Source organism: Betaproteobacteria bacterium (genome assembly GCA_016709965.1).
Taxonomy (GTDB): domain Bacteria; phylum Pseudomonadota; class Gammaproteobacteria; order Burkholderiales; family Rhodocyclaceae; genus Azonexus; species Azonexus amarohabitans.
Genome location: JADJLT010000001.1, coordinates 2033571 through 2055855, shown reverse-complemented (window position 1 = coordinate 2055855; position 22285 = coordinate 2033571). Strand labels below are relative to the sequence as shown.

The 22285-nt window shown below is 60.2% G+C and carries 25 protein-coding genes; 23 read left to right on the top strand and 2 right to left on the bottom strand.

What is annotated here, in order from left to right:
* Positions 1–14 precede the first annotated feature (14 nt).
* The gene (locus IPJ12_10125) at positions 15–1040 is read right to left on the bottom strand and encodes an MBL fold metallo-hydrolase (protein ID MBK7647502.1); all 1026 of its coding nucleotides are present in this window, start codon (positions 1038–1040) and stop codon (positions 15–17) included.
* Positions 1041–1144: 104 nt separating this feature from the next.
* Between IPJ12_10125 and IPJ12_10120 the strand changes: the two genes are divergently transcribed.
* From IPJ12_10120 to IPJ12_10035, 18 genes are all read left to right on the top strand, one after another.
* Positions 1145–1537, top strand: coding sequence for a MerR family DNA-binding transcriptional regulator (locus IPJ12_10120; protein MBK7647501.1), 393 nt, complete (start codon positions 1145–1147; stop codon positions 1535–1537).
* Positions 1538–1586: 49 nt separating this feature from the next.
* Positions 1587–2030 carry a PaaI family thioesterase gene (locus IPJ12_10115; protein MBK7647500.1) on the top strand — a complete coding sequence of 148 codons (444 nt, stop codon included), beginning with the start codon at positions 1587–1589 and terminating at the stop codon, positions 2028–2030.
* 21 nt (positions 2031–2051) lie between these two features.
* A complete protein-coding gene (locus tag IPJ12_10110) occupies positions 2052–3224 on the top strand; it encodes an isovaleryl-CoA dehydrogenase (GenBank protein MBK7647499.1) in 1173 nt (390 codons plus the stop codon).
* Between the two features lie 53 nt (positions 3225–3277).
* Positions 3278–4426, top strand: coding sequence for a carbonate dehydratase (gene can, locus IPJ12_10105; protein MBK7647498.1), 1149 nt, complete (start codon positions 3278–3280; stop codon positions 4424–4426).
* A gap of 241 nt (positions 4427–4667) precedes the next feature.
* On the top strand, positions 4668–5282 hold the full coding sequence (locus IPJ12_10100) for a 2-hydroxychromene-2-carboxylate isomerase (protein ID MBK7647497.1): 615 nt from the start codon (positions 4668–4670) through the stop codon (positions 5280–5282).
* Positions 5283–5303: 21 nt separating this feature from the next.
* The gene (locus IPJ12_10095) at positions 5304–5903 is read left to right on the top strand and encodes a TIGR00730 family Rossman fold protein (protein MBK7647496.1); all 600 of its coding nucleotides are present in this window, start codon (positions 5304–5306) and stop codon (positions 5901–5903) included.
* A 43-nt stretch (positions 5904–5946) separates the two neighbouring features.
* On the top strand, positions 5947–7554 hold the full coding sequence (locus tag IPJ12_10090) for a methylcrotonoyl-CoA carboxylase (protein MBK7647495.1): 1608 nt from the start codon (positions 5947–5949) through the stop codon (positions 7552–7554).
* 151 nt (positions 7555–7705) lie between these two features.
* A complete protein-coding gene (locus IPJ12_10085; GenBank protein MBK7647494.1) occupies positions 7706–8494 on the top strand; it encodes an enoyl-CoA hydratase/isomerase family protein in 789 nt (262 codons plus the stop codon).
* Positions 8495–8615: 121 nt separating this feature from the next.
* Positions 8616–10616, top strand: coding sequence for an acetyl/propionyl/methylcrotonyl-CoA carboxylase subunit alpha (locus IPJ12_10080; GenBank protein ID MBK7647493.1), 2001 nt, complete (start codon positions 8616–8618; stop codon positions 10614–10616).
* Between the two features lie 198 nt (positions 10617–10814).
* On the top strand, positions 10815–11159 hold the full coding sequence (locus tag IPJ12_10075) for a cupin domain-containing protein (GenBank protein MBK7647492.1): 345 nt from the start codon (positions 10815–10817) through the stop codon (positions 11157–11159).
* 121 nt (positions 11160–11280) lie between these two features.
* On the top strand, positions 11281–12063 hold the full coding sequence (locus tag IPJ12_10070) for a sel1 repeat family protein (protein ID MBK7647491.1): 783 nt from the start codon (positions 11281–11283) through the stop codon (positions 12061–12063).
* A gap of 69 nt (positions 12064–12132) precedes the next feature.
* Positions 12133–12816 carry an SDR family oxidoreductase gene (locus IPJ12_10065; protein ID MBK7647490.1) on the top strand — a complete coding sequence of 228 codons (684 nt, stop codon included), beginning with the start codon at positions 12133–12135 and terminating at the stop codon, positions 12814–12816.
* A 61-nt stretch (positions 12817–12877) separates the two neighbouring features.
* Entirely contained in the window at positions 12878–13786 is a 909-nt protein-coding gene (locus tag IPJ12_10060) for a hydroxymethylglutaryl-CoA lyase (GenBank protein MBK7647489.1), read from the top strand.
* Entirely contained in the window at positions 13783–14766 is a 984-nt protein-coding gene (locus IPJ12_10055; protein MBK7647488.1) for a hypothetical protein, read from the top strand. The genes IPJ12_10060 and IPJ12_10055 overlap by 4 nt, the downstream gene beginning before the upstream one ends.
* Positions 14767–14976, top strand: a complete 210-nt coding sequence (locus tag IPJ12_10050; protein ID MBK7647487.1) for a DUF1289 domain-containing protein — start codon at positions 14767–14769, stop codon at positions 14974–14976. It abuts the gene before it with no gap.
* Between the two features lie 34 nt (positions 14977–15010).
* Positions 15011–15145 (top strand): hypothetical protein, encoded by a 135-nt coding sequence (locus IPJ12_10045; protein ID MBK7647486.1) that lies wholly within the window; start codon positions 15011–15013, stop codon positions 15143–15145.
* Positions 15142–16056 carry an MBL fold metallo-hydrolase gene (locus IPJ12_10040; GenBank protein MBK7647485.1) on the top strand — a complete coding sequence of 305 codons (915 nt, stop codon included), beginning with the start codon at positions 15142–15144 and terminating at the stop codon, positions 16054–16056. Before IPJ12_10045 ends, IPJ12_10040 begins: the two co-directional genes overlap by 4 nt.
* 64 nt (positions 16057–16120) lie before the next feature.
* Positions 16121–17734 (top strand): hypothetical protein, encoded by a 1614-nt coding sequence (locus IPJ12_10035; GenBank protein ID MBK7647484.1) that lies wholly within the window; start codon positions 16121–16123, stop codon positions 17732–17734.
* Positions 17735–17774: 40 nt separating this feature from the next.
* On the opposite strand, the gene IPJ12_10030 is transcribed toward IPJ12_10035, so the two are convergent.
* Positions 17775–18947: an amidohydrolase gene (locus IPJ12_10030; GenBank protein MBK7647483.1), complete on the bottom strand. Its 1173-nt coding sequence runs from the start codon at positions 18945–18947 to the stop codon at positions 17775–17777.
* A gap of 192 nt (positions 18948–19139) precedes the next feature.
* Between IPJ12_10030 and rapZ the strand changes: the two genes are divergently transcribed.
* From rapZ to IPJ12_10005, 5 genes are all read left to right on the top strand, one after another.
* Positions 19140–19985, top strand: a complete 846-nt coding sequence (gene rapZ / locus IPJ12_10025) for an RNase adapter RapZ (protein ID MBK7647482.1) — start codon at positions 19140–19142, stop codon at positions 19983–19985.
* Positions 19986–20136: 151 nt separating this feature from the next.
* A complete protein-coding gene (locus IPJ12_10020; protein ID MBK7647481.1) occupies positions 20137–20511 on the top strand; it encodes a NusG domain II-containing protein in 375 nt (124 codons plus the stop codon).
* Entirely contained in the window at positions 20492–21022 is a 531-nt protein-coding gene (locus IPJ12_10015; protein MBK7647480.1) for a Gx transporter family protein, read from the top strand. The genes IPJ12_10020 and IPJ12_10015 overlap by 20 nt, the downstream gene beginning before the upstream one ends.
* A complete protein-coding gene (locus IPJ12_10010; protein ID MBK7647479.1) occupies positions 21022–21633 on the top strand; it encodes a UbiX family flavin prenyltransferase in 612 nt (203 codons plus the stop codon). The genes IPJ12_10015 and IPJ12_10010 overlap by 1 nt, the downstream gene beginning before the upstream one ends.
* Position 21634: 1 nt before the next feature.
* Positions 21635–22270, top strand: coding sequence for an LON peptidase substrate-binding domain-containing protein (locus IPJ12_10005; protein MBK7647478.1), 636 nt, complete (start codon positions 21635–21637; stop codon positions 22268–22270).
* The last annotated feature ends 15 nt before the right edge of the window (positions 22271–22285 follow it).

The following is a 22285-nucleotide window of genomic DNA, read 5'->3' as shown; positions in this document are numbered from 1 at the left end:
CAGTGCGTGGCGGGTCAGTGCTGCAACCGCGAATAGCGAATCACTCCGTCGGCATCGATGCTGCGTGATAGCCGACCAGCTTGCTCAAGGTAGTTCAGATGGGCTATTGCCTCGCCCATCGCGAACATGGTTTGGTGTGTATCGAGCGTCCGATTAAACAATACGTCCAGCAACTCGGCTGCGCTCTTTGGCGCTAGTTCACAACTTATCTCCAAAGCCTGCAATCTTTCTTCATGATGCGAATGCAATGCCATTACCCTTGCCTGTATACCTTTGAAAGGCAAGCCATGCGAGGGCAATACCAGTGTTTCTTCCGGAATCTCCCGCGCCATTTCGTCCAGCGAAGCCAAAAACCAGCGTAGCGCGTCAGCCTCTGGGGTCGCCGCAAACACGCTGATATTGGTTGAAATTCTCGGCAAAAGCATGTCTCCGGAAATTAACACGCCGAGTTCAGCGCAGTAAAGCGCCATATGTTCCGGCGCATGACCGTGACCTATCAAAATCTGCCATTTTTTCCCGTTGACCGTAGCACTGTCGCCCGCCTTCAGGCGATCATAATAATCCGGCAATGCCGGTACGGCCTTGCGATATCCTGAACCGCGCTTTTCAAATTTCGCCAGATGGTCACTATCCAGGCCGTGCTGCCGGAACTGCTCGACCATGAAACGGGCACCATGCCCGCCGACTTCGTTCCAGACAACATGGGCCGTCAGGAATTCTCCACTGGTCATCGCCAGCGGCGCGCCGGTTCTTTCCATCAGCCACGTTGCCAGACCCAGATGATCCGGATGAAAATGAGTCACGATCAGACGATTCACCGGACCATCGAGGCGATCGAGTATCTGCGCCCATGTCTCGCGTACAGCGTCATCAGGAAACCCGGTATCAACAATCACCCAACCCGCGCCATCGCGCAGCAGCCAGAGATTGATGTGATCAAGCTGAAACGGCAGCGGCATGCGCAGCCAGAAAACGCCAGAGGCAACTTCTGTCAGCTCGCCAGCAGCCGGGTGATGCGGATGGGGATAATGCAGGGACATGAGAAAACCGAATCGGACGATCAGAATGAACAACTTACCATACGGTAGCGCATTGAAAAATCCCCGTCCATCTGTTTAACTTGAGCGCACCTACAGGAGACACCATGAGCCTAGCGGCCAGCACCTTTGCCATCTCGGATCTTGCCCGCGAATTCGGCATCACGCCGCGCACCATCCGTTTCTGGGAAGACCAGGGCATCCTCTCACCGGCGCGTGAAGGCAGCAAGCGCATCTTTGCCCGCCGCGACCGCGCCCGCTTGAAAATGGCCTTGCGCGGCAAGCGTCTCGGGCTGTCACTGGCCGAGATCAAGGACCTGATCGGCATGTACGAATCAACCGAGGACGAAACGCCGCAATTGCTGGAATGCCTTCGTGTCATGGAAAAACGCCGCGCGGCACTGGAACAGCAACGCGAAGATATCGAGGCGATGCTGGCCGAAATTTCGCAGTTCGAACATCTATGTCAGCAAGAGCTGGCTCGCCGGGACGCCAAATAATTTTTTGCCAATCAGTTGACGTTTACGTCAACGTCAATACAATCACGCTATGGCCCACCTATCCGATCCTCACTTCGCTGAAAGAGTCCGTAGCAGCTTTGCCAAGCAGCACGCCATGGACTTGATCCACGCCACGCTACCGGTGGTTGAACACGGACAGACCGAAATCCATCTGCCGCTATGGTCCGGTGTCGAGCAGCAGCACGGCTTCGTGCATGGCGGCGTGGTCGGCATGATTGCCGATTCGGCCGCCGGCTATGCGGCGATGAGCATGGTCCCGGCATCGGCCTCGGTGCTCACGGTCGAATACAAGATGAACCTGCTCGCCCCAGCGGATGGCGAAAAGCTGATCGCTCGCGGCAAGGTGGTTCGTCCAGGCCGAACCTTGATCGTCACGCAGGCCGAAGTCTTTGCCGTCAAGGACGGCGAGGAAAAACTCTGTGCCCTGATGCAGCAGACCATCATGGTCATGCACGGCAAGACCGAAAAATAAATCCACGACGGAGACAAACCCATGAACATTCCCAGCCTCGACTTCGGCCTCGGCGAAGACATCAACCTGCTGCGCGATGCGGTGAAAACCTTTGCCGATGCCGAGATTGCACCACGCGCCGCAGAAATTGATCGCGTTAACGAATTCCCCGCCGACCTCTGGAAGAAATTTGGCGACATGGGCCTGCTCGGCATGACCGCCAGCGAAGAGTACGGTGGCACCAACATGGGTTATCTCGCCCACATCGTGGCGCTGGAGGAAATCTCCCGGGCCTCGGCCTCGGTCGGCCTGTCCTACGGCGCCCACTCGAATCTGTGCGTCAACCAGATCCGCCGCAACGGTAACGAAACCCAGCGCCAAAAATACCTGCCCAAGCTGATTTCCGGCGAGCACGTCGGGGCACTGGCGATGTCCGAGCCGAATGCCGGTTCCGATGTCGTCTCGATGAAGCTCAAGGCTGAGAAGAAGGGTGACCGTTACGTACTAAACGGCGCCAAGATGTGGATCACCAATGGTGGTGACGCAGATACGCTGGTCGTCTACGCCAAGACCGACCCGGACGCCGGTGCCAAAGGCATGACCGCCTTCATCGTCGAGAAAGACATGAAAAACTTCAGCCACGGCACCCACCTCGACAAGCTCGGCATGCGCGGCTCCAACACCTTCCCGCTGTTCTTTGACGATGTCGAAATCCCGGAAGAAAACGTGCTGGGCGGTATCGGCAATGGCACCAAAGTGCTGATGTCCGGCCTCGATTACGAACGTGCCGTGCTGTGCGGTGGCCCGCTCGGCATCATGGCGGCGTGCATGGATGTCGTCGTTCCTTACCTGCACGAGCGCAAGCAGTTTGGTCAGGCGATCGGCGAATTCCAGCTGATGCAGGGCAAGGTTGCTGATCTTTACTCCACCTGGCAGGCCACCCGCGCCTACGTCTATGCCGTTGGCCGCGCCTGCGATGCCACCGACCACTCCCGCACACTGCGCAAGGATGCCGCCGGGGCAATTCTCTACTCGGCCGAAAAGGCGACCTGGATGGCGGGCGAAGCGATCCAGACGCTGGGCGGCGTCGGCTATACCAACGAATACGCAGCCGGCCGTCTCTGGCGCGATGCCAAGCTTTATGAGATCGGCGCAGGCACTTCGGAAATCCGTAGAATGCTGATTGGTCGCGAACTCTTCAACGAAACTGCATAACACGCTCCTGCCGGCGCTCCGGACAGGAGCGCCGCAACAGGAGCATTAAAAACATGGCCGTTACCCTACGCACACTCACCGCCAGCGATACCGAAGCACTCGAGCAGGTTCGCCAGTACTTCCGCAATTATGCGGCCTGGCTGGGCGTCGATTTGTCATTTCAGAATTTCGAACAGGAAATGGCCTCCCTGCCCGGCGCCTACGTGGCACCGCAGGGTCGCCTCTTCGTCGCCGAAGTCGATGGCCGCCCGGCCGGCTGCGTTGGCGTGCGCCCCCTGCCAGAGAGCGACGGTGTCTGCGAAATGAAGCGCCTCTACGTCACGCCGGAAGAGCGTGGCCACGGCGTTGGTGCTGCGCTGGCGCTGGCCGCGATCAAGGTGGCCAAGGAAATCGGCTACCGCAAGCTGATGATCGACACACTGCCCAACATGCGCATGGCCGTGAAGCTCTACCGCGAACTGGGCTTTACCGAAGCACCGAACTATTATCAGACACCGATCGAAGGCACGATGTTCCTCGCTCTCGATCTCGACAATTGGTCGGAAGAAGAAATCCGCAGCGAAAACCTGTCGCACCTGTTCGACTTCAACCGGGCCTGGGCCCAGCGCATGCAGGAAGTTGACCCGAACTACTTCAACAAGCTGGCCCAGTTGCAGACGCCCGAATTCCTGTGGATTGGCTGCTCCGACTCGCGCGTACCGGCCAACCAGATCGTCGGCCTGTTACCGGGCGAAGTATTCGTCCACCGCAACGTGGCCAATCTGGTCATGCACACCGACATGAACTGTCTGTCGGTTATCCAGTACGCCGTCGATGTCCTGAAGGTGAAGCACATCATGGTCGTCGGCCACTATGGCTGCGGCGGCGTCCAGGCAGCCCTGCACAAGACGCGGGTCGGCATCGTCGACTTCTGGTTGCACAACGTGCAGGAAGTCCACAACAAGCATCAGGCCATGGTCGACCGTCTGCCGGAAGATCAGCGCCACGATCGCCTGTGCGAATTGAACGTACTCGAGCAAGTGGTCAATCTGTGTCACACCCCGGTCGTCAAGGACGCCTGGTTGCGCGACCAGAAACTGACCATCCACGGTTGGGTTTACGGCCTCAAGGATGGCCTGGTACACGACCTCGGCATCACCATCGATTGCCCCGCCGACCTGACGACCCGCTACGACGCGGCGCTCAAGGCGCTGGAAGCCTAGCACCCATTGAAGGAGTTATCCGCATGTCCCAACCTGTCATCATCGTACCCGCTGCCCACGGCATTCGCCGAGCTGTGCCCGTCAAGCCAACGATGATGACGGCCTTCCCGGAGAAATCGCACCCATAAGGACATCCGGGAGGCTGGCGATGCCTTGTCGCCAGCCCGCAGCAGCTTGCTGCGGTCGACCGGAAAAAAAGCCAAAAATCGAAATCGCCCGCAACCACCGCAGGAGACAACGCATGACCGAATCCGCCAATCCGATCGATTTCTGGTTCGATTTTTCCAGCCCCTACAGCTATCTGCTGAGCGAGCGCATCGACGAGCTGGCAGCACGTTTCGGCCGCAAGGTACGCTGGCATCCCATTTTGCTCGGCGTTGTTTTCAAGAGCACCGGCAGCGCGCCGCTCACCCTGCAGACGCCGGTCAAGGCCAACTACTGGCTGATCGATTTCGAGCGCTCGGCGCGCTTCATGGGAATCCCCTACCACCACCCGAGCCAGTTTCCGCTGGCCACGCAAAATGCCGCCCGCGCCTATTACTGGCTTCACGGCCAGGACTGCGCGCTGGCCCGTCGCTTCGCCCACGCCATATTTCGCGCCCTGTTTGTCGACAACTGCGACATTTCGATGCCCGACACCGTATTTGATATCGCCGCCCAGCTTGGCGTCGACCGTGTCGCCCTGGAAGCCGCTGTGAACGATCAAGCCCTCAAGGAACGCCTGAAGGGCGAGGTCGATCACGCCATCAAGATCGGTGTCTTTGGCGCCCCCTACGTGCTGATTGACGACCAGCCCTTCTTCGGCGCCGACCGCCTGCCGCAGATCGAAAAATGGCTGGAAACCGGCGGTTTTTAAGCGACAGCTTTTGAGACAAACATGAAACGAATCTGCGTCTTTTGCGGCTCCAACGCAGGCCACAATCCGATCTATCGCACCGAGGCTGAAAAGCTCGGCCGCCTGCTCGCGGCCCGTGGCATCGAACTGGTCTATGGCGCCGGCAATATCGGGCTGATGGGCGCCGTCGCCGATGCTTGCCTGGCCGCGGGCGGGAAAGTGATCGGCGTCATCCCGGAAGCCCTGATGGGCAAAGAGGTTGCCGGGCGCGCCGTCGATCATCGCGCACTGACGCGCATCGAGGTCGTCGATTCCATGCACACCCGCAAGGCACGCATGGCCGAACTGTCCGAAGGTTTCATCGCCCTGCCCGGCGGCTTCGGCACCTTTGAGGAATTTTGTGAAATCCTGACCTGGGGCCAACTCGGCTTCCACGCGAAGCCAATGGGCCTGCTCAACGTCAACGGCTTTTACGACCCGCTGCTCAGTCTCTTTGACCACGCCGTGAGCGAAGGCTTTCTGCGCGCCCAGAACCGGGCGATGGCACTGGCCGATACCGATATCGAACGTCTGCTCGGCACGATGAGCAGCTATCAAGCAGAGCCGGTCAGCAAATGGCTCAAGGAAGAAAAGCAGCTGTAACGCCTGTCTGAACATCAGGGGCGAACAAGAAAAGCGAGGAGACATGACTGTACTGAAAACCCAACTCAACCCGCGCTCGGCCGACTTTCAAGCCAACGTGGACGCCATGCGAACGGTTGTCGCCGACCTGCATGACAAGGTCGACAAGATCGCTCTCGGCGGTCCGGAAGCCGCGCGCCAGAAGCACCTGGCGCGCGGCAAGTTGCTGCCGCGCGAACGAGTCAGCGGCCTGCTCGACCCCGGCACGCCCTTCCTCGAGATCGGCCAGTTCGCTGCCTACGACATGTATGGCGGCGATGTGCCAGCAGCCTCGGTGATCGCCGGCATTGGCCGCATCCACGGCATTGAATGTATGGTCGTCGCCAACGATGCCACCGTGAAGGGCGGCACCTACTACCCGCTGACCGTCAAGAAGCACTTGCGGGCACAGGAAATCGCCCTGGAAAACCGCCTGCCCTGCGTCTATCTGGTCGATTCCGGCGGCGCCTTTTTGCCCATGCAGGATGAAGTTTTCCCGGACAAGGAGCACTTCGGCCGCATCTTTTTCAACCAGGCCAACCTCTCGGCGCAAGGCATCCCGCAGATTGCCGCCGTCATGGGCTCCTGCACGGCCGGCGGCGCCTACGTGCCGGCGATGTGCGACGAGTCGATCATCGTCAAGAACCAGGGTACGATTTTTCTCGGCGGCCCACCGCTGGTCAAGGCGGCGACCGGTGAAGTCGTTTCCGCTGAAGACCTCGGCGGCGCCGACGTGCATACGCGCATTTCCGGCGTCGTCGATCATCTGGCTGAAAACGACGCGCATGCGCTGGCCATCGCCCGGCGCATCATCAAAGACTTGAACTGGAAAAAAGCGCCACCGGTCACGTTGACCGCACCATCCGAGCCGCTCTATGCCGCCGAAGAACTCTACGGCGTCATTCCCACCGACTCGAAAAAACCCTTCGACGTGCGCGAAATCATTGCCCGCATCGTCGACGGCTCCGATTTCGACGAATTCAAGGCGCGCTACGGCACGACACTGGTTTGCGGATTCGCACGGATTTATGGCTATCCGGTCGGTATCGTCGCCAACAACGGCATCCTGTTCAGCGAATCGGCCCTCAAGGGCGCGCATTTCATCGAACTCTGCGCCCAGCGCGGCATTCCGCTGGTTTTCCTGCAGAACATCACCGGCTTTATGGTCGGCCGAAAATACGAAAACGGCGGCATCGCCCGCGACGGCGCCAAGATGGTCACCGCAGTCGCCACCGCCAAGGTACCGAAATTCACCGTCGTCATCGGCGGCTCATTTGGCGCCGGCAACTACGGCATGTGCGGCCGCGCCTATTCGCCGCGCTTCCTGTGGATGTGGCCGAACGCCCGCATTTCGGTGATGGGCGGCGATCAGGCGGCCGGGGTGCTGGCGACGGTCAAGCGCGATGGCATCGAAGCCAAGGGCGGTTCCTGGAGTGCAGAAGAAGAAGCGGCTTTCAAGGCGCCGATTCGTGAGCAGTATGAGACGCAGGGGCATCCGTATTACGCCTCGGCGCGGCTGTGGGATGACGGGATTATTGATCCGGCGGATACGCGGCGGGTGCTCGGGTTGGGGCTGTCGGCTTCGATGAATGCGCCGGCTGAGGAAACGAAGTTTGGCATTTTCCGGATGTGATCTTTCGATGGAACGCTTTCCATTGATCGCGCTTGGGGTTCCGCCCTGTTGGCGGACGTACTTTCTTTTGGCGAAGCAAAAGAAAGTACGTCCCACAAGGGCGGAACCCCAGCCCAATCAAACAAAAATAGCCAATAAAGAGACAAACAAAATGCCCTTCCAAGCCCTCCAAATCGAACTCTCCGGCCCGGTCGCCACCCTCTGGATGAACCGCCCAGACCTGCACAATGCCTTCGACGAAACCCTGATCGCCGAACTCACCGCCGCCTGCATCGCCCTCAATGAAGATAACGATGTCCGCGTCGTCATCCTCGCCGGCCGCGGCAAAAGCTTCTCCGCCGGCGCCGACCTCAACTGGATGAAACGCGCCGCCAACAACGGCCTCGACGACAACCTCAACGACGCCCGTGCCCTCGCCCATATGCTGCGCACGCTGGCCGAAATGAAGAAGCCGACCATCGCCCGCATCCAGGGCGCTGCGCTTGGCGGCGGCATGGGGCTGGCTGCCGCCTGCGACATTGCCGTCGCCTCGACCAAGGCCGTCTTCGCCACCTCCGAGGTCAAGTTCGGCATCATCCCTTCGGCCATTTCACCCTACGTGCTGCGCGCCATCGGCGCCCGGCAGGCTTACCGCTATTTTCAGTCGGCGGAACGGATCGACGCGCATCGTGCGCTCGACATCGGCCTCGTCCACGAAACCGTGGAACCAGAACAACTGGATGCCAAGATCAGCGACATCGTTGATTCACTGTTACAGGGTGGCCCGCTTTCCCAAGCCGCCGCCAAGGACCTGATCCGCACCGTCAACGGCCGGCCGATCAACGACACGCTGGTCGACGACACCGCCCACCGCATCGCCCACCTGCGCGCCACGCCCGAAGCCCGCGAAGGCATCGCCGCCTTTTTGGATAAACGTCAGCCCAACTGGATTGGGGAATAAGCCATGTTTAACAAAATCCTGACTGCCAACCGCGGTGACCAGCCGCGCAGCGGCGCAGCGACGAAGTCAAACTGCCTGCGTGCGAAGCGCGCTCAGGCTATTTCTCCGCGGGAGACCCAGCATGTTTAACAAGATCCTCATTGCAAACCGCGGAGAAATAGCCTGCCGGGTCATAAAGACCGCCCGCCGCATGGGCATCCGCACCGTCGCCGTCTATTCCGAGGCCGATGCCAATGCCCGCCACGTCCGCCTCGCCGATGAGGCCGTGCTGCTTGGCCCGGCAGCTGCCCGCGAGTCCTACTTGGTAGCCGACAAAATCCTCGATGCCGCCAAACGTACCGGCGCCCAGGCCATCCATCCCGGCTACGGCTTCCTTTCCGAGAATGCCGACTTTTCCGAAGCCTGTGCTGCCAGCGGCATTACCTTCATCGGCCCGCCGGCTTCCGCCATTCGCGCCATGGGCTCGAAATCCGAAGCGAAGAAACTGATGGGCAAGGCCGCCGTGCCACTCACCCCCGGTTACCACGGCGACGACCAGACACCGGAATTGCTGCACAAGGAAGCCGACGCCATCGGCTACCCGGTGCTGATCAAGGCTGCTGCCGGCGGCGGCGGCAAGGGCATGCGCCTCGTCGAGAAAAGCGAGGACTTCCCTGAATCGCTCGCCTCCTGCAAGCGCGAAGCGGCCTCAAGCTTCGGCAACGAGCACGTGCTGATCGAGAAGTACATCACCAAGCCGCGCCACATCGAAATCCAGGTCTTCGCCGACACGCAGGGCGACTGCGTCTATCTCTTCGAGCGCGACTGTTCCGTGCAGCGCCGCCACCAGAAGGTGCTCGAAGAAGCCCCGGCCCCCGGCATGACCGATGCGCGCCGCCATGAGATGGGCAAGGCAGCCGTGGCGGCGGCCAAGGCCGTTGGTTACGTCGGCGCCGGCACGGTCGAATTCATCGCCAATCAGGACGGCTCATTCTTCTTCATGGAAATGAATACCCGCCTGCAGGTTGAGCACCCGGTCACCGAAATGATCACCGGGCAGGATCTCGTCGAATGGCAGTTGCGTGTCGCCGCCGGGCTGCCGCTGCCGCTCGCGCAGGAGCAACTGCAGATCCGCGGCCACGCCCTCGAAGCCCGCATCTACGCCGAAGACGCCAGCAAGGGCTTCCTGCCCTCGACCGGCACGCTGATCCGCCTGTCGCCCCCGGCCGAAAGCCTCAATGTCCGCGTCGATACCGGCGTCGAGGAAGGCGATGAAATCACGCCCTACTACGACCCGATGATCGCCAAGCTAATCGTCTGGGACGAACATCGCGACGCCGCGCTGGCCCGCATGCGCAAAGCCTTGGCCGACTATCAGGTGGCCGGCGTCACCACCAACATCGATTTCCTGTCGCGCCTCGTCGCCTGCCCGGCTTTTGCCGGCGCCGATCTCGACACCGGCCTGATTGAACGGCAGAAGGATTTCCTGTTCCCCACCACCCAGACCGTCCCGCGCGACACGCTGCTGGTCGCCACCGTCGGCGAATTGCTGTGGGAACAACACGAAGCCAAGCAAGCCGCCAAAACCAGCGGCGATCCGCACTCACCCTGGCACGCCCGTGATGGCTGGCGGATGAACTTGTCGTCGGCCCGCACCATCAGTTTTCGGGATGGCGAAGCGCTGGTCGACGCCCACGTTCGCTACCAGCGCGACCAATGGCAGATCACGCTGCATGGCCAAACCACCCTGGCTCGTGGCAAGAAACTGGATGGCGACCGCTTTGCCGTCGAACTGGACGACCGCCGCCTGATCGCCTCGGTGGTTGCGGTCGACGACAAAAGAAGCGTGTTTTTGCAAGGCCGCACCTACACCCTGCTCCGCGACGACCCGCTGCACCGCGTCGATGCCGGCGACAGCCACGGCGGCGGCCTGACCGCGCCGATGCCCGGCAAGGTCGTCGCCCTGCTCGCCCAGCCCGGCCAGAAGGTCGACAAAGGCACGCCGCTGCTCATCCTCGAAGCCATGAAAATGGAACACACCATCACCGCACCCACCGCCGGCACTGTCAAAGCCTTCTGCTACGCGGCCGGCGAACAGGTAAGCGATGGCGCTGCGCTGGTTGAATTTGAGGGGGAAGTGTGAAGATCGACTTGCCGCGGCTTGGTCAGCAGGCGAGGCAAATCGGCGTAAGCTATCCGGACAAATGTTGATCTATGCTTTGCTGAAAAACTGAAATTTGAAGATCGCCAATTTGTCGCCGGCACGCACTGAAGATATCTACGAAACCCACTAAACACCGTTCTACTGGTTAGGCTCTAGAAGAACGCCAAGGAGATCTCGATGAACAACGAACAGGTGGCACCAGAGACAAGAGGCGTTAGGGTGCAATTACTGGCAACCGTTGACCTTGGTCCTGAGATTGAGGGGATGGCAGGGCGCCAACTTCGAATGCGTATGGTGACCATCGAGCCTGGCGGCGTATTTGGCCCGATTCACAACCATATCGACAGACCAGGGACCGTCTATGTACTGCAAGGAACGATCACCGACTATCGAAATGGCATTGCTACGGAATACGGACCGGGTGTTGGCTGGCCTGAGGACAGGAACACCACTCACTGGCTCGAGAATAGGGGATTAACACCGGCGGTGGAGATCTCTGTCGATATAGTCAGGCAAGAGTAAGTTCAGGCCCAACATCTACAGCAGTCGTCAGCAAAAGGCGTCAGCTTCGCATTAATATCTACACGGAAACAATGTGAAGCCGCTCCCCCATTCGCTGCGTCTAACTGGTGAACTCGAAATCATGCCGCTCTCCATCCTGAAATACGTCGATATCGCGCGAATGCTCGGGGCCGGCGTCAAGTGCCCAGCTTGCAACAGCTTGCGCTGCCAGCCATCGCGATGGCATTCGAAGCATGAAAAACTGGGGGCACAGGGCTTTCGGCCCTATCATTGCGATGACTGTACCAATCGCTTTCTAGCCGCCAGCAACGCCGCCCGGGAACGGGTAATGATTAACGCTGCGGCCGGCATATTGCTCAGCTTCGGTGCACTCACAGCAGCCGATCTCTGGTTTGAAAGTTACGATGATCCGAAGATCAGGCCGGCAGCGCCTGTCACAGTTTTTCGTTCAGAACCAAGCACTGCTGTGACAAAGGCCGAAGCCCGGATGGGCGTTGCTGCGCCTGAAGCCACGAAAGACCCGGTCGAGCTTGGCAAAACGCTTAAAAATGCTGCCTCGGACGGTGATGTCGCTGCAATGCTGCAGTTAGGACGAGCCTTGGCAAGCGGCGACAAACTCCCTACGGATGTGGATGAGGCCGCCAAATGGATCCACTTGGCAGCAGCCACTGGCAGTGCGGAAGGAATGTTCGAACTGGCGCGCTTTTATCGTGATGGTTTGGGCTTACCGCAGGATCCCGTCCGCGCCTATATCTGGTTCAGCCGGGCCACAGCCGCCAAGCATCCGACTGCAATGCATGAGCGTGATGCCCTGGTTCGGACAATGAGCGATGAGAAGCTGAAGGAAGCGCATCAATTGTCATCTTTGGCGGAACCGCTTGCTGACACCGAGGTTCAAAAGTAACAAGGGGATTTGCCGTAAGCGACAGACCTCAGTCAACGCCTTGATCCACCTCTAACTGCAGGAGTTGCAATGTCCAACCAAATTCTTCTCGGCAAGCGAGTCCTCATCACTCAGGCCGACCAGTTCATGGGGCCGGTACTGTGCGAGGTATTTGCCCGGCACGGCGCCACGGTGATAGCGAGTACCGACTCGTTGGTCAGCCCTGATGCGCCCGCCGCCGCGGTCGCCCACGCCGGGCAGGTTGATGTGCTGATTGCCAACCTGGCCATACCGGCACCGGCCACTGCAGTGACGAACGTGTCAGAGGAGGAATGGCGTGACATCTTCGGTGTACTGGTCGATCCGTTGCCCCGACTTTTCCGCGCCGTGTTGCCGGCCATGATCGAACGCCGCGCCGGCAAGATTCTGGTCATGGGTAGCGCGTCGGCCCTGCGCGGCATGAAGCTGAGATCCACCTACAGCGCGGCGCGTGGCGCCCAGCTGGCTTATGTTCAATCCGTCGGAGTCGAGGTCGCGCCACACAATGTTCAGGTCAATGTGATCGCACAGAACTTTGTCGAGAACCCGACTTACTTTCCACCCGAGGTTCAGGCCGATCCGCGTTTTCAGGATCGCCTGAAACGCGAGGTACCGCTCGGGCGCCTGGTCAGCGCCGATGAAGATGCCGAGTTCGCTGCCTATCTGTGCAGTGATTCGGCAAACTGCTTTGTCGGACAGGTCTTTCCCGTTTGCGGCGGCTGGGTGACACGCTAGCTCGCCCTGTTCGTCCAGCCGCTTGAACCCTACATCCGCATTTTCCATCAAGCCATTAGCCATGCCCCTGCCCAGTAAAGTCAAAATCGTCGAAGTCGGCCCGCGCGATGGGTTGCAGAACGAAACCCAGGTTGTTCCAACCGACATCAAGATCGAATTGATCGAACGACTGGCCGATGCCGGCGTGCGCGTCATCGAGGCGACCTCTTTTGTTTCGCCGAAGTGGGTGCCGCAGATGGGCGACAACTCGGCAGTGCTGCGCGGCATCAAACGGCAGACTTCCACGGTCTACCCGGTTTTGACGCCGAATTTGCAAGGTTTTGATGCAGCCGTTGAGGCCGGTGCTACCGAAGTCGCCATTTTCGGCGCTGCTTCAGAAGCTTTTTCGCGCAAGAATATCAATTGTTCGATCACCGAAAGCCTGAAACGCTTCGAACCGGTGGTTTCGGCCGCTTCGGCGCTGGAAATCCCGGTCCGTGGCTATGTTTCCTGCGTGGTGGGCTGCCCTTACGAAGGCGCCATTGATCCGCAACAAACAACCAGCGTTGCCAGGACCTTGTTTGACATGGGCTGCTACGAAGTGTCGCTGGGCGACACCATCGGGGTCGGCACCCCGGCCAGCATCCAGCGCATGGTCGAGGCCTGCGCCCGCCAAATTCCGGTTGAAAAGCTCGCCGGGCATTATCACGACACCTACGGCATGGCCATCGCCAATATCTACGCCTCGTTGCAGATGGGCATGGCCGTTTTCGACAGTTCCATTGCCGGGCTGGGCGGTTGCCCCTACGCCAAGGGTGCCTCCGGGAACGTGGCGACGGAGGATGTTGTTTATCTATTGGATGGATTAGGCATTGAATCCGGCATCGATCTGGCTAAACTGGCGGCTATCGGCAACTGGATTTCCACTGCCATCAATCGTCCGAACGGCGCCAAGGCTGGCCGGGCACTCTGCGCCAACACTGCTGCGTGAGCCTATTTTCCGCTGTTACTGATTTTCTGAAGCCTGCCCCGCCACTGGATCCTTCCGTGCGCAAGGCGCTTGGCCGTGTGGCAGAACTGGTGGACCCCATGCTGACCGCCGCCCCCGGCTTCGAAAAACACCTGAGCGGCCCAGTCCAGCATGCGCTGGGCTATTGCGACGGGCTGGTGGCCGCCCTGCCTGGCCCGGTTGATATCAACCGCAAGGCCTTCGCCAACGATCCGCTGGTCCACGCGCTGTTCGCCACCGCCGACGACATAGACCAGATGCTGGGGAGGAGCCAGGCCGTGCGCGATTTTCTGGAAGAGCCGTGCAGCTGGGACAGCAAGTATTTCTACGCCATGTTCGCAGCTCGCCGGCAGCAAAAAAAGCAGCTTGGCATTGCACAACAAGGTGAAGTCATTCGCACCGACGTACCGCAACTGGTCCTTTATTTTTCCGGCCAGACCCTGATCGAGCCCAGTTGCCAACTCGACATCACGCTGCGAGGCTTACGCTGCAAGGCACTGGAAAGCCTGCTCTACACTTTTCATGCACACGTTCAGGCGCTGCGTCATGAGCGCGAGGGGCTGCGCAGCGATGCTGCCGCCGAACGCGCTCATCTGGCGGTGATGCGCAGCAGTTCAGGAAGCGACGAACGCGCAGTCGGTACCCGCCATCTGGCCGAACTCGATGCCCGGTTGCGCCAGACTGCTGACTCGCTGATGCCGGAGCATCTCATCGAAGCACTCGGGGAATATCTCAGTTCGCCCGAGCCGGCCCTGCATCTGACACCAGTCAGTATCACAGTGGATCGCCTCGGCATTGTCAGGGATGATCTCAGCCCAGAGGTTCATACCTTAAATTTCCCGGAACTAACGGCCCGCGACCGGCGTCTGCATCTGGCCATGTTGGCCAGAATCAGCCGCGACGAAGCGCTCGAAGCCGTTGAAATGGTCCGCGACCAACTGCACCGCTTCATGTTGATCTGAATGACTCCCTCTCCCTGCCGCTCTCTTTGCCAGATGGACCCGGTCACCAAGCTTTGCCGGGGCTGCTTGCGCACCATCGAAGAAATCACCTTGTGGTCGCAACTCAGCGATACCGAGCGCACCACCGTCCTGCACAATATCGACGAACGGCGGCTCGACTACGATCCTCTGGGCGCCGAACCAATCATCAATACACCACAAAATGGATAATCAGGAAGAGCTTTACCAATGCATCGGCGTCTGCATGGCTGACCCTGATTCAGGTTACTGCCTGGGCTGTGGTCGCCCGCCACTTGACTCTCCGGGCATCGTTGCCGAATTAGTCGTGCCCACCACCGCCCCTTCCACGAACAGCAGCGATCCGGATACGCCGGAATGAGCATCAAGCTCCCCGACAGCCTGCTCGTACTCGAACGTGGCTGGCTATCGGCCAACAACATCCTGTTTTTCGATGGCGATGTGGCGACGCTGATCGACAGCGGCTACGTCACCCATGCCGAGCAGACGGTTGATCTTGTCTATCACGCACTGGATAGCCGGCGACTGAGCCGGGTCATCAACACCCACTCGCATTCCGACCACATTGGCGGAAACGCCGCACTGAAGGCTGCTTTCGACTGCGAGATCATCGTTCCCGCCGGCCTCCATGCCGCCATTGCCGACTGGGACAAGGATGCCCTGCTCCTCTCGCCGCTTGGCCAGCAGAGCGCCCGTTTTCAGCACGACCGCCTGGTCGGCGCCGACGATCAGCTCGAAATGGGTGGCCTCAATTGGCAGGCGCTGGCGGTTCCCGGTCACGACATGGAAGCGCTGGCCTACTACAACCCGGAAAAGCGCATTCTGATCTCCGGCGATGCACTTTGGGAAAACGGCTTCGGGGTCATCTTTCCCGAACTGCTGGGTGAAGCCGACGGACTGGCCAGCACGCAGGAAACGCTGGAAATGCTGTCCCGTCTGCCGATCGATATCGTCATCCCCGGCCACGGCGCGCCCTTCAACACGGTCGATGCTGCCTTCGATCGGGCCTTTCGGCGCCTTGGCAATTTCCGCAGCAATATCGAACAACTGGCCTGGCATGCCATCAAGGTTATCGTATCGTTCGCCATGATGGAGAAGCGCCAGGTAGCGAAAGCTGATTTTCCGGCCTTCGTGCTCAGCCTTCCCTTCGCAGTCGACGTCAATACGCGCTTCCTGAATCTTTCTGACGAAGCGCTCGTCACCGGCATCGAACGCCAGCTGCTGCTGGTCAACGCCCTGCAGCGCCAAGACGGAATGATTATGGCCGCTTGATCAAGATGGCATCGAGCATGACCGCGCCGTACAATGAAATACTTATTTAGCGCGAGACTCGATCATGACTTTTCGCAATCGACTTTTACTTGGCATGGCCCTCATCATGGCGGCCTTTATCGCCGCAATCGTTGTCGCCAACAGCGGACTGCGCAGCACATCGGCGCGTTTCGGCAGTTTCCTCGACGGCATTGGCTCACTGCAGCAGAGCTATCAAGAGATGTACAGTCAGGGCCTGCAGATGGGCCAGGCATTGCGCAATATCGTGCTGGATCCAAGCAATCCAAAGGCTTTTGAAAACCTTGAAAAAGCACGCAAGGACTTTGCCGAGGCCCGCGACCAAGCTGGCCTTGCCGCAAAATCCGTTAACGGATTCGACGCGGCACTGGCCCGCCTCAGCCCCTTGGTCCAGGCCCAGGCTGAAGCTCAGGCAGAGGTGCTGGCAGTCGTCAAGTCCAGCCAGATCGAAGATGCCAAGCGACTGATCAACAGTACCGAGACCCCCGCCTGGCGTGCACTCAAAAAGGCGCTGCTGAACGATCTTGAAGCCATCAGCAAGGCCACCGACAGCCAGCGTCATGACGTTGCCAGCAAGGCGGAACAGGCAGAAAACATCATGCTGGCGCTGTCGGTTCTGGCCATTGTTGTCGGCATTGCCAGCGTGTTCTCGACACTGCGCTATGTTCGTCGCGAACTGGGCGGCGAGCCCGGCTATGCCCGCAAGGTGGCCAACGCCGTTGCCACGGGCGATCTGACGCAACCCATCTCTCTTGCTGAAGGCGACACCAGCAGCCTGCTGGCCGGACTCGCCGGGATGCAGGCACATCTTCGCCAGCTGGTCAGCTCGCTGGCCAATCACGCCAGCGATGTCGCCCAGACAGCTAACCAGATGGCCATGATCACCGGCAAAGTGGCCAGTGGCAGCGAGCAGCAACAGGAAGTGGCCAGCGCCATGGTCAGCAACGGCCAGAATCTTTCAGCCAGCCTCCACCAGGTCATGGGAGCGGTGAATGAAGCGGAGCAGATCGTTCAAGGTTCGAGCGAAATTTCCGGTAGCGGTGCTGCGCTGGCCAGCAAGGCCGCCGAAGAAACGAAATCGATGGCCGGCTCGGTGCAGACCACGGCAACGCACATCCGTGAACTGGGCGCGCTATCGGCGCAGATCAACTCCATCCTGAGCGTCATCTCGGACATCGCCAGTCAGACCAATCTGCTCGCCCTCAATGCCGCCATCGAAGCGGCACGTGCCGGTGAACAAGGCCGCGGCTTTGCCGTCGTTGCCGACGAAGTCCGCAAACTGGCCGAGCGCACTGCACAATCCACCGCCGAAATCTCCGCCATGGTCGAAAGCATTCAGTCAGGCACGTCGCGCGCCGTTGAAGCCATGGAGTCCGGCATGCATCAGGTCGACGACAGTGTTCAGCTATCCAATCAGGCTCGCGATGCCTTTGATCGCATGAATGCCAGCTCGCTTGAAGTCCGGCAGGTTGTGGCCCGCATCACCGAAGCCATCGATGTCGAGTATCAGAACGAGGGTGCGATGCAGCATCACATCGAAGAGGTTCGCAAACTGATCGATGACAGTTCGCAAGCCATGCAGGAGGTCGTCGTTTCAGCCGAACAACTGAGACGCATGTCGGGGGCCCTGAGCCAGGAAGTGTCCCGCTTCAAGCTCTAGCCGGGCGCGGACTCTACCGCGCCGCTCGCCAAGCCGGGGCCTACGCCGGCAGGTAACGCTGCACCAAGCGCACCCAGTAACTGGCGCCCAGGGTCAGCAGTTCATCGTTGAAATCGTAGTGCGGATTGTGCAGCGTGCAACCGCCGGTGCCCGGACCGTTGCCCAGCCAGACGTAGCAGCCGGGCTTTTCCTTCAGCATGTAGGCAAAGTCTTCGGCACCCATTGACGGCAAAATATCAGTAAGCACTCGCTCACTTCCAAACACCTCAGCAGCAACATCCTGACAGAATTTGGCCTCGGCAACGCTGTTGACCGTGGGCGGATAGCGACGCTCGAAGCGGATGCTGATCTGCGCACCGTTGGCGGCGGCGATGCCGCTGCACAAGCGCTCGACGGCACGCTCGATATTTTCCTGGACCTCGGGCTTGAAACTGCGGATGGTGCCACGCAAGACCACTTCTTCCGGAATGATGTTCCAGGCCTCGCCAGCATGAAACTGGGTCACGCTGACCACGGCCGATTCGCAGGGGTGCAGCGTGCGGCTGACCACCGTTTGCAGCGCCTGCACCAGTTGTGCCCCGGCAACGATGGAATCGACGCCCTGATGCGGCATCGCCGCGTGGCAACCATGGCCGCGCACGAAAATCTCGAAGCCGCAGGTACCGGCCATAACGGGTCCCGGCATCGCCGCCATTTCGCCGACCGAAATGCCCGGCCAGTTATGCAAGCCAAACACGGCCTCAACCGGGAACTGCTCAAAGAGTCCATCCTCGATCATGACCGCGGCGCCACCTTCAGCCTCTTCAGCCGGCTGAAAGATGAACACGGCGATGCCATTAAAATCCGGCTTCTCTGCAAGATAACGCGCTGCACCGAGCAACATGGCAGTATGGCCGTCGTGACCACAGGCGTGCATCTTGCCCTGATGCCGGGAATGGTGCGGAAACTCGTTCATTTCAGCCAGCGGCAAGGCATCCATGTCGGCGCGCAGGCCGATCATTTTCTGCGACTTACCGGCTCGTAAAACGCCGACAACACCGGTTTTGGCCAGGCCGCGATGAACCTCAAGGCCGTAGCGCTCCAGTTCGCGGGCCACTATATCGGCGGTACGATTCTCGGCAAAAGCCAGTTCGGGATGGGCATGGATATCGCGACGCAGCGCGGTCAGTTCCGCCAAAAAAGGCAGTTTGAGCAAAGGAATTGCCGGGGGCATGATGGTCTCCTGTTTTTTAACCTAGAAGCCGCAGTTCGCCAGGTGAGCAGCGTATCGGTGCTCATGCCCGGTTACAAAATATGTTGTGTTCATTGGGAATCCGGGGCTGTGGCGAGCTGCCTGCTGCAGTTTCTGGGTTTATATTATGCCGCGGGTTGATACGGCACGCCGCCTTGATTATGCTCTGTCACCATGAAACTCATTCTGATTAGCGGTCTATCCGGTTCCGGCAAGTCGGTTGCCCTGAATCTTCTTGAAGATGCAGGCTATTACTGCGTCGACAATCTGCCGGTCGCCATGCTGACCGTGCTGGCCCGCATGATGAACGAGGAAGGCGTCCAGAAAGTAGCTGTGGCCATCGATGCCCGTTCGGGAGACGGCATTGACCTGGTGCCGGAAAAACTCGAAACACTGAAAAAAGCCGGGATCGAGCCGATTTTCCTGTTTCTGTTTTCGCACGAAGAAACACTGCTCAAGCGCTATTCCGAATCCCGCCGCCGTCACCCGCTGGCCGCGTCGGGGCAAACCCTGGTCGAAGCGATTCGCGCCGAAAACGTCATGCTCGAACCGATCTCCACGCTCGGCCACCGCATCGACACCAGCGGCATGAAAGCGGCCGGCCTGCGTGAATGGGTTCGCCAGTTTATCGAGGCCGAACCCGGCCAGGGCTTGACGCTGATGTTCGAATCCTTCGGTTTCAAGCACGGCATTCCCCTCGATGCCGACCTTGTTTTCGACGTCCGCTGCCTGCCCAACCCGCATTACGACCCGGAACTGCGCAGCCTGACCGGGAAGGACAAGCCGGTCATCGATTTTCTCGAAGCTCAGGACGAGGTTCGTCGCATGCGCGACGACATCTGCCGTTTCGTCGCCACCTGGCTACCCAGCTACATTCGCGACAACCGCAATTACCTGACCGTTGCCATCGGCTGCACCGGCGGTCAGCACCGTTCGGTTTACATCGCCGAATGGCTGGCACGCGAGTTTGCGAATCGCGCCCGGGTACTGGTCCGCCATCGCACACTGGCCGGCAATTGAAGATGGGCAACGGCCCAAACCGGTACGTTTCGGCCGGATTTGCCACCAATCGCCTTGAACGGTGGCCCGGAATCGATTGCTGCGGTCAACCGGAAAAAATAGGCAAAATCGAAATTTTTCTATCTGCCTCGCTGCTGCGGTCACGGCCAAAATGTCCTGGCTGGCACTGATCCGGCCTGGCGACTGGCTGGTCATGTTGCTCAGTGCGGCGGCTGTCGGCAGCAGCATCCCGATTTTCTGGCAAGGCGGGCTGGCCGACCGCGCCATCATTCGTCAGGAAGGCCGCGTCTTTGCCGAAGTCGACCTCAAGGCTCGCAAGCAGTTCGAAGTTGCCGGCCCGTTGGGCACAACGCTGATCGCCGTCGAACCGGGCCGCGCTCGCGTGGTGTCCGACCCCGGCCCGCGCCAGTACTGCGTCAAGCAGGGCTGGCTGATGCGCCCCGGCGAAATCGCCATCTGCGCCCCCAATCGCGTCAGCGTCCAGATCACCGGTCGGACCAAGGTTTATGACTCCATCAGTTATTGAACTGACGGTCACTGCCGAAGACCGCCGGGTCGCCTGGCTGGCTACCGCAGCCGTTGGCCTGTCGCTGGTGGACGCTGCCATCCCGTCGCCGCTGCCCGGCGTCAAACCGGGGCTGGCCAATATCGTCACCCTCGTCGTGCTCGCCCGCTACGGCTGGGGCACCGCCGTCTGGGTCAGCGGCCTGCGGGTGCTGGCCGGCAGCCTGCTGCTCGGCTATTTCCTCGCCCCCGGCTTTTTCCTGTCGCTCACCGGCACCACACTCAGCCTGCTCACCCTGGGCCTCGCCCGCCACTTGCCGGCGCGCTGGTTCGGCCCGGTCAGCCTGTCCATCCTCGCCGCCTTCGCGCACATCGGCGGCCAGTTGTTGCTCGCCCGCGTCTGGCTCATTCCGCACGATGGCGTCTTCCTGCTCACCCCGGTTTTCGCCACCGCGGCGCTGGTTTTCGGCACCATCAACGGCTTGATCGCGGCTAAACTGCTGGCTGAACCTGCGCCTTCGGAAACCGCCTGATGTCCAAGACCATCTGCCTCGCCCTGACCGGTGCCTCCGGCATGCCCTACGGCCTGCGCCTGCTCGAATGCCTGCTCGAAGCCGGCTGCAAGGTACAACTGCTCTACTCGCAGGCCTCACAGGTTGTCGCCAAGCAGGAAATGGACATCGAACTGCCGTCGCGTCCAAGCGAAGCCAGGGCCGCCCTGCTCGCCCGCTTTCCGACCGCCAACGAGGAAAACCTTTCAGTTTTTGGCCGTGAAGAATGGTTCGCTCCGGTTGCCTCCGGTTCCAACCCGCCCGACGCGATGGTCGTCTGCCCGTGCTCGATGGGTACGCTGGCCGCCATCGCCCAGGGTCTGGCCGACAACCTGATCGAGCGCGCCGCCGATGTCGTCATGAAAGAAGGCCGCAAGCTGGTGCTCGTGCCGCGTGAAACGCCATTTTCGTCCATCCACCTCGAAAACATGCTGCGCCTGTCGCGCGCCGGCGCCGTCATCCTGCCGCCCAGCCCCGGCTTTTACCATCACCCGCAATGCGTGCAGGACATCGTCGATTTTGTCGTCGCCCGCGTCATGGACCAGATCGGCGTGCCGCACACGCTGATGCAGCGCTGGGGCGAGGGTCGCTGACATGGGCTGGTTCGATTTTGTCCGCTCACCAACCGGCAATGCCATCGAAACCCTGCGCATACCGCTTTTCCCGCTCAACACCGTAATGTTTCCCGGCAGCGTGCTACCGCTGAAAATCTTCGAGCAGCGCTATCTCGACATGGCCGCCGCCTGCATGAAAGACAGCTCGCCTTTTGGCATCTGCCTGATCGAAAAAGGCAGCGAAGTTGGCGGGGGCGCCGAACCACATGCAGTCGGCACGCTGGCCACCATAGCCAACTGGGAAATGGAGCAGCTCGGCATCCTGATGATCACCGCCCACGGCGGTCGACGCTTTAGGATCATAGAAACCAGCGTTGCTGCCAACCACCAACTGGAAGCCACCGTCGAACTGCTGGCCGAAAGCGGCCCGACACCATTGCCCCCCGAACGCGCTCGTCTGCTCCCACTACTCCGCAGGGTGGTGGCTGATCTTGGCAACGAGCGCCTGCCCGAACCCCACCGCTACGACGAAGCCGAATGGGTCGGCTACCGGATCACCGAAGTCCTGCCCATCCAGAATCTCGCCAAGCAAAAGCTGCTCGAACTCGACGACCCGCTGGCCCGACTGGAAATCCTGGAAAAATATCTCGATCAGCGCAAATTGCTCGGCGAATAGCCGCTGCGATCTTTA

Coding starts and splice junctions, on each gene's coding strand:
- IPJ12_10100 (MBK7647497.1), top strand. CDS start 4,668: ATGACCGAATCCGCCAATCCGATCGATTTCTGGTTCGATTTTTCCAGC.
- IPJ12_10060 (MBK7647489.1), top strand. CDS start 12,878: ATGCCCCTGCCCAGTAAAGTCAAAATCGTCGAAGTCGGCCCGCGCGAT.
- IPJ12_10020 (MBK7647481.1), top strand. CDS start 20,137: ATGTCCTGGCTGGCACTGATCCGGCCTGGCGACTGGCTGGTCATGTTG.
- IPJ12_10115 (MBK7647500.1), top strand. CDS start 1,587: ATGGCCCACCTATCCGATCCTCACTTCGCTGAAAGAGTCCGTAGCAGC.
- IPJ12_10085 (MBK7647494.1), top strand. CDS start 7,706: ATGCCCTTCCAAGCCCTCCAAATCGAACTCTCCGGCCCGGTCGCCACC.
- rapZ (MBK7647482.1), top strand. CDS start 19,140: ATGAAACTCATTCTGATTAGCGGTCTATCCGGTTCCGGCAAGTCGGTT.
- IPJ12_10015 (MBK7647480.1), top strand. CDS start 20,492: ATGACTCCATCAGTTATTGAACTGACGGTCACTGCCGAAGACCGCCGG.
- IPJ12_10090 (MBK7647495.1), top strand. CDS start 5,947: ATGACTGTACTGAAAACCCAACTCAACCCGCGCTCGGCCGACTTTCAA.
- IPJ12_10070 (MBK7647491.1), top strand. CDS start 11,281: ATGCCGCTCTCCATCCTGAAATACGTCGATATCGCGCGAATGCTCGGG.
- IPJ12_10120 (MBK7647501.1), top strand. CDS start 1,145: ATGAGCCTAGCGGCCAGCACCTTTGCCATCTCGGATCTTGCCCGCGAA.
- IPJ12_10040 (MBK7647485.1), top strand. CDS start 15,142: ATGAGCATCAAGCTCCCCGACAGCCTGCTCGTACTCGAACGTGGCTGG.
- IPJ12_10030 (MBK7647483.1), bottom strand. CDS start 18,947: ATGCCCCCGGCAATTCCTTTGCTCAAACTGCCTTTTTTGGCGGAACTG.
- IPJ12_10010 (MBK7647479.1), top strand. CDS start 21,022: ATGTCCAAGACCATCTGCCTCGCCCTGACCGGTGCCTCCGGCATGCCC.
- can (MBK7647498.1), top strand. CDS start 3,278: ATGGCCGTTACCCTACGCACACTCACCGCCAGCGATACCGAAGCACTC.
- IPJ12_10095 (MBK7647496.1), top strand. CDS start 5,304: ATGAAACGAATCTGCGTCTTTTGCGGCTCCAACGCAGGCCACAATCCG.
- IPJ12_10050 (MBK7647487.1), top strand. CDS start 14,767: ATGACTCCCTCTCCCTGCCGCTCTCTTTGCCAGATGGACCCGGTCACC.
- IPJ12_10075 (MBK7647492.1), top strand. CDS start 10,815: ATGAACAACGAACAGGTGGCACCAGAGACAAGAGGCGTTAGGGTGCAA.
- IPJ12_10080 (MBK7647493.1), top strand. CDS start 8,616: ATGTTTAACAAGATCCTCATTGCAAACCGCGGAGAAATAGCCTGCCGG.
- IPJ12_10125 (MBK7647502.1), bottom strand. CDS start 1,040: ATGTCCCTGCATTATCCCCATCCGCATCACCCGGCTGCTGGCGAGCTG.
- IPJ12_10110 (MBK7647499.1), top strand. CDS start 2,052: ATGAACATTCCCAGCCTCGACTTCGGCCTCGGCGAAGACATCAACCTG.
- IPJ12_10005 (MBK7647478.1), top strand. CDS start 21,635: ATGGGCTGGTTCGATTTTGTCCGCTCACCAACCGGCAATGCCATCGAA.
- IPJ12_10035 (MBK7647484.1), top strand. CDS start 16,121: ATGACTTTTCGCAATCGACTTTTACTTGGCATGGCCCTCATCATGGCG.
- IPJ12_10045 (MBK7647486.1), top strand. CDS start 15,011: ATGGCTGACCCTGATTCAGGTTACTGCCTGGGCTGTGGTCGCCCGCCA.
- IPJ12_10065 (MBK7647490.1), top strand. CDS start 12,133: ATGTCCAACCAAATTCTTCTCGGCAAGCGAGTCCTCATCACTCAGGCC.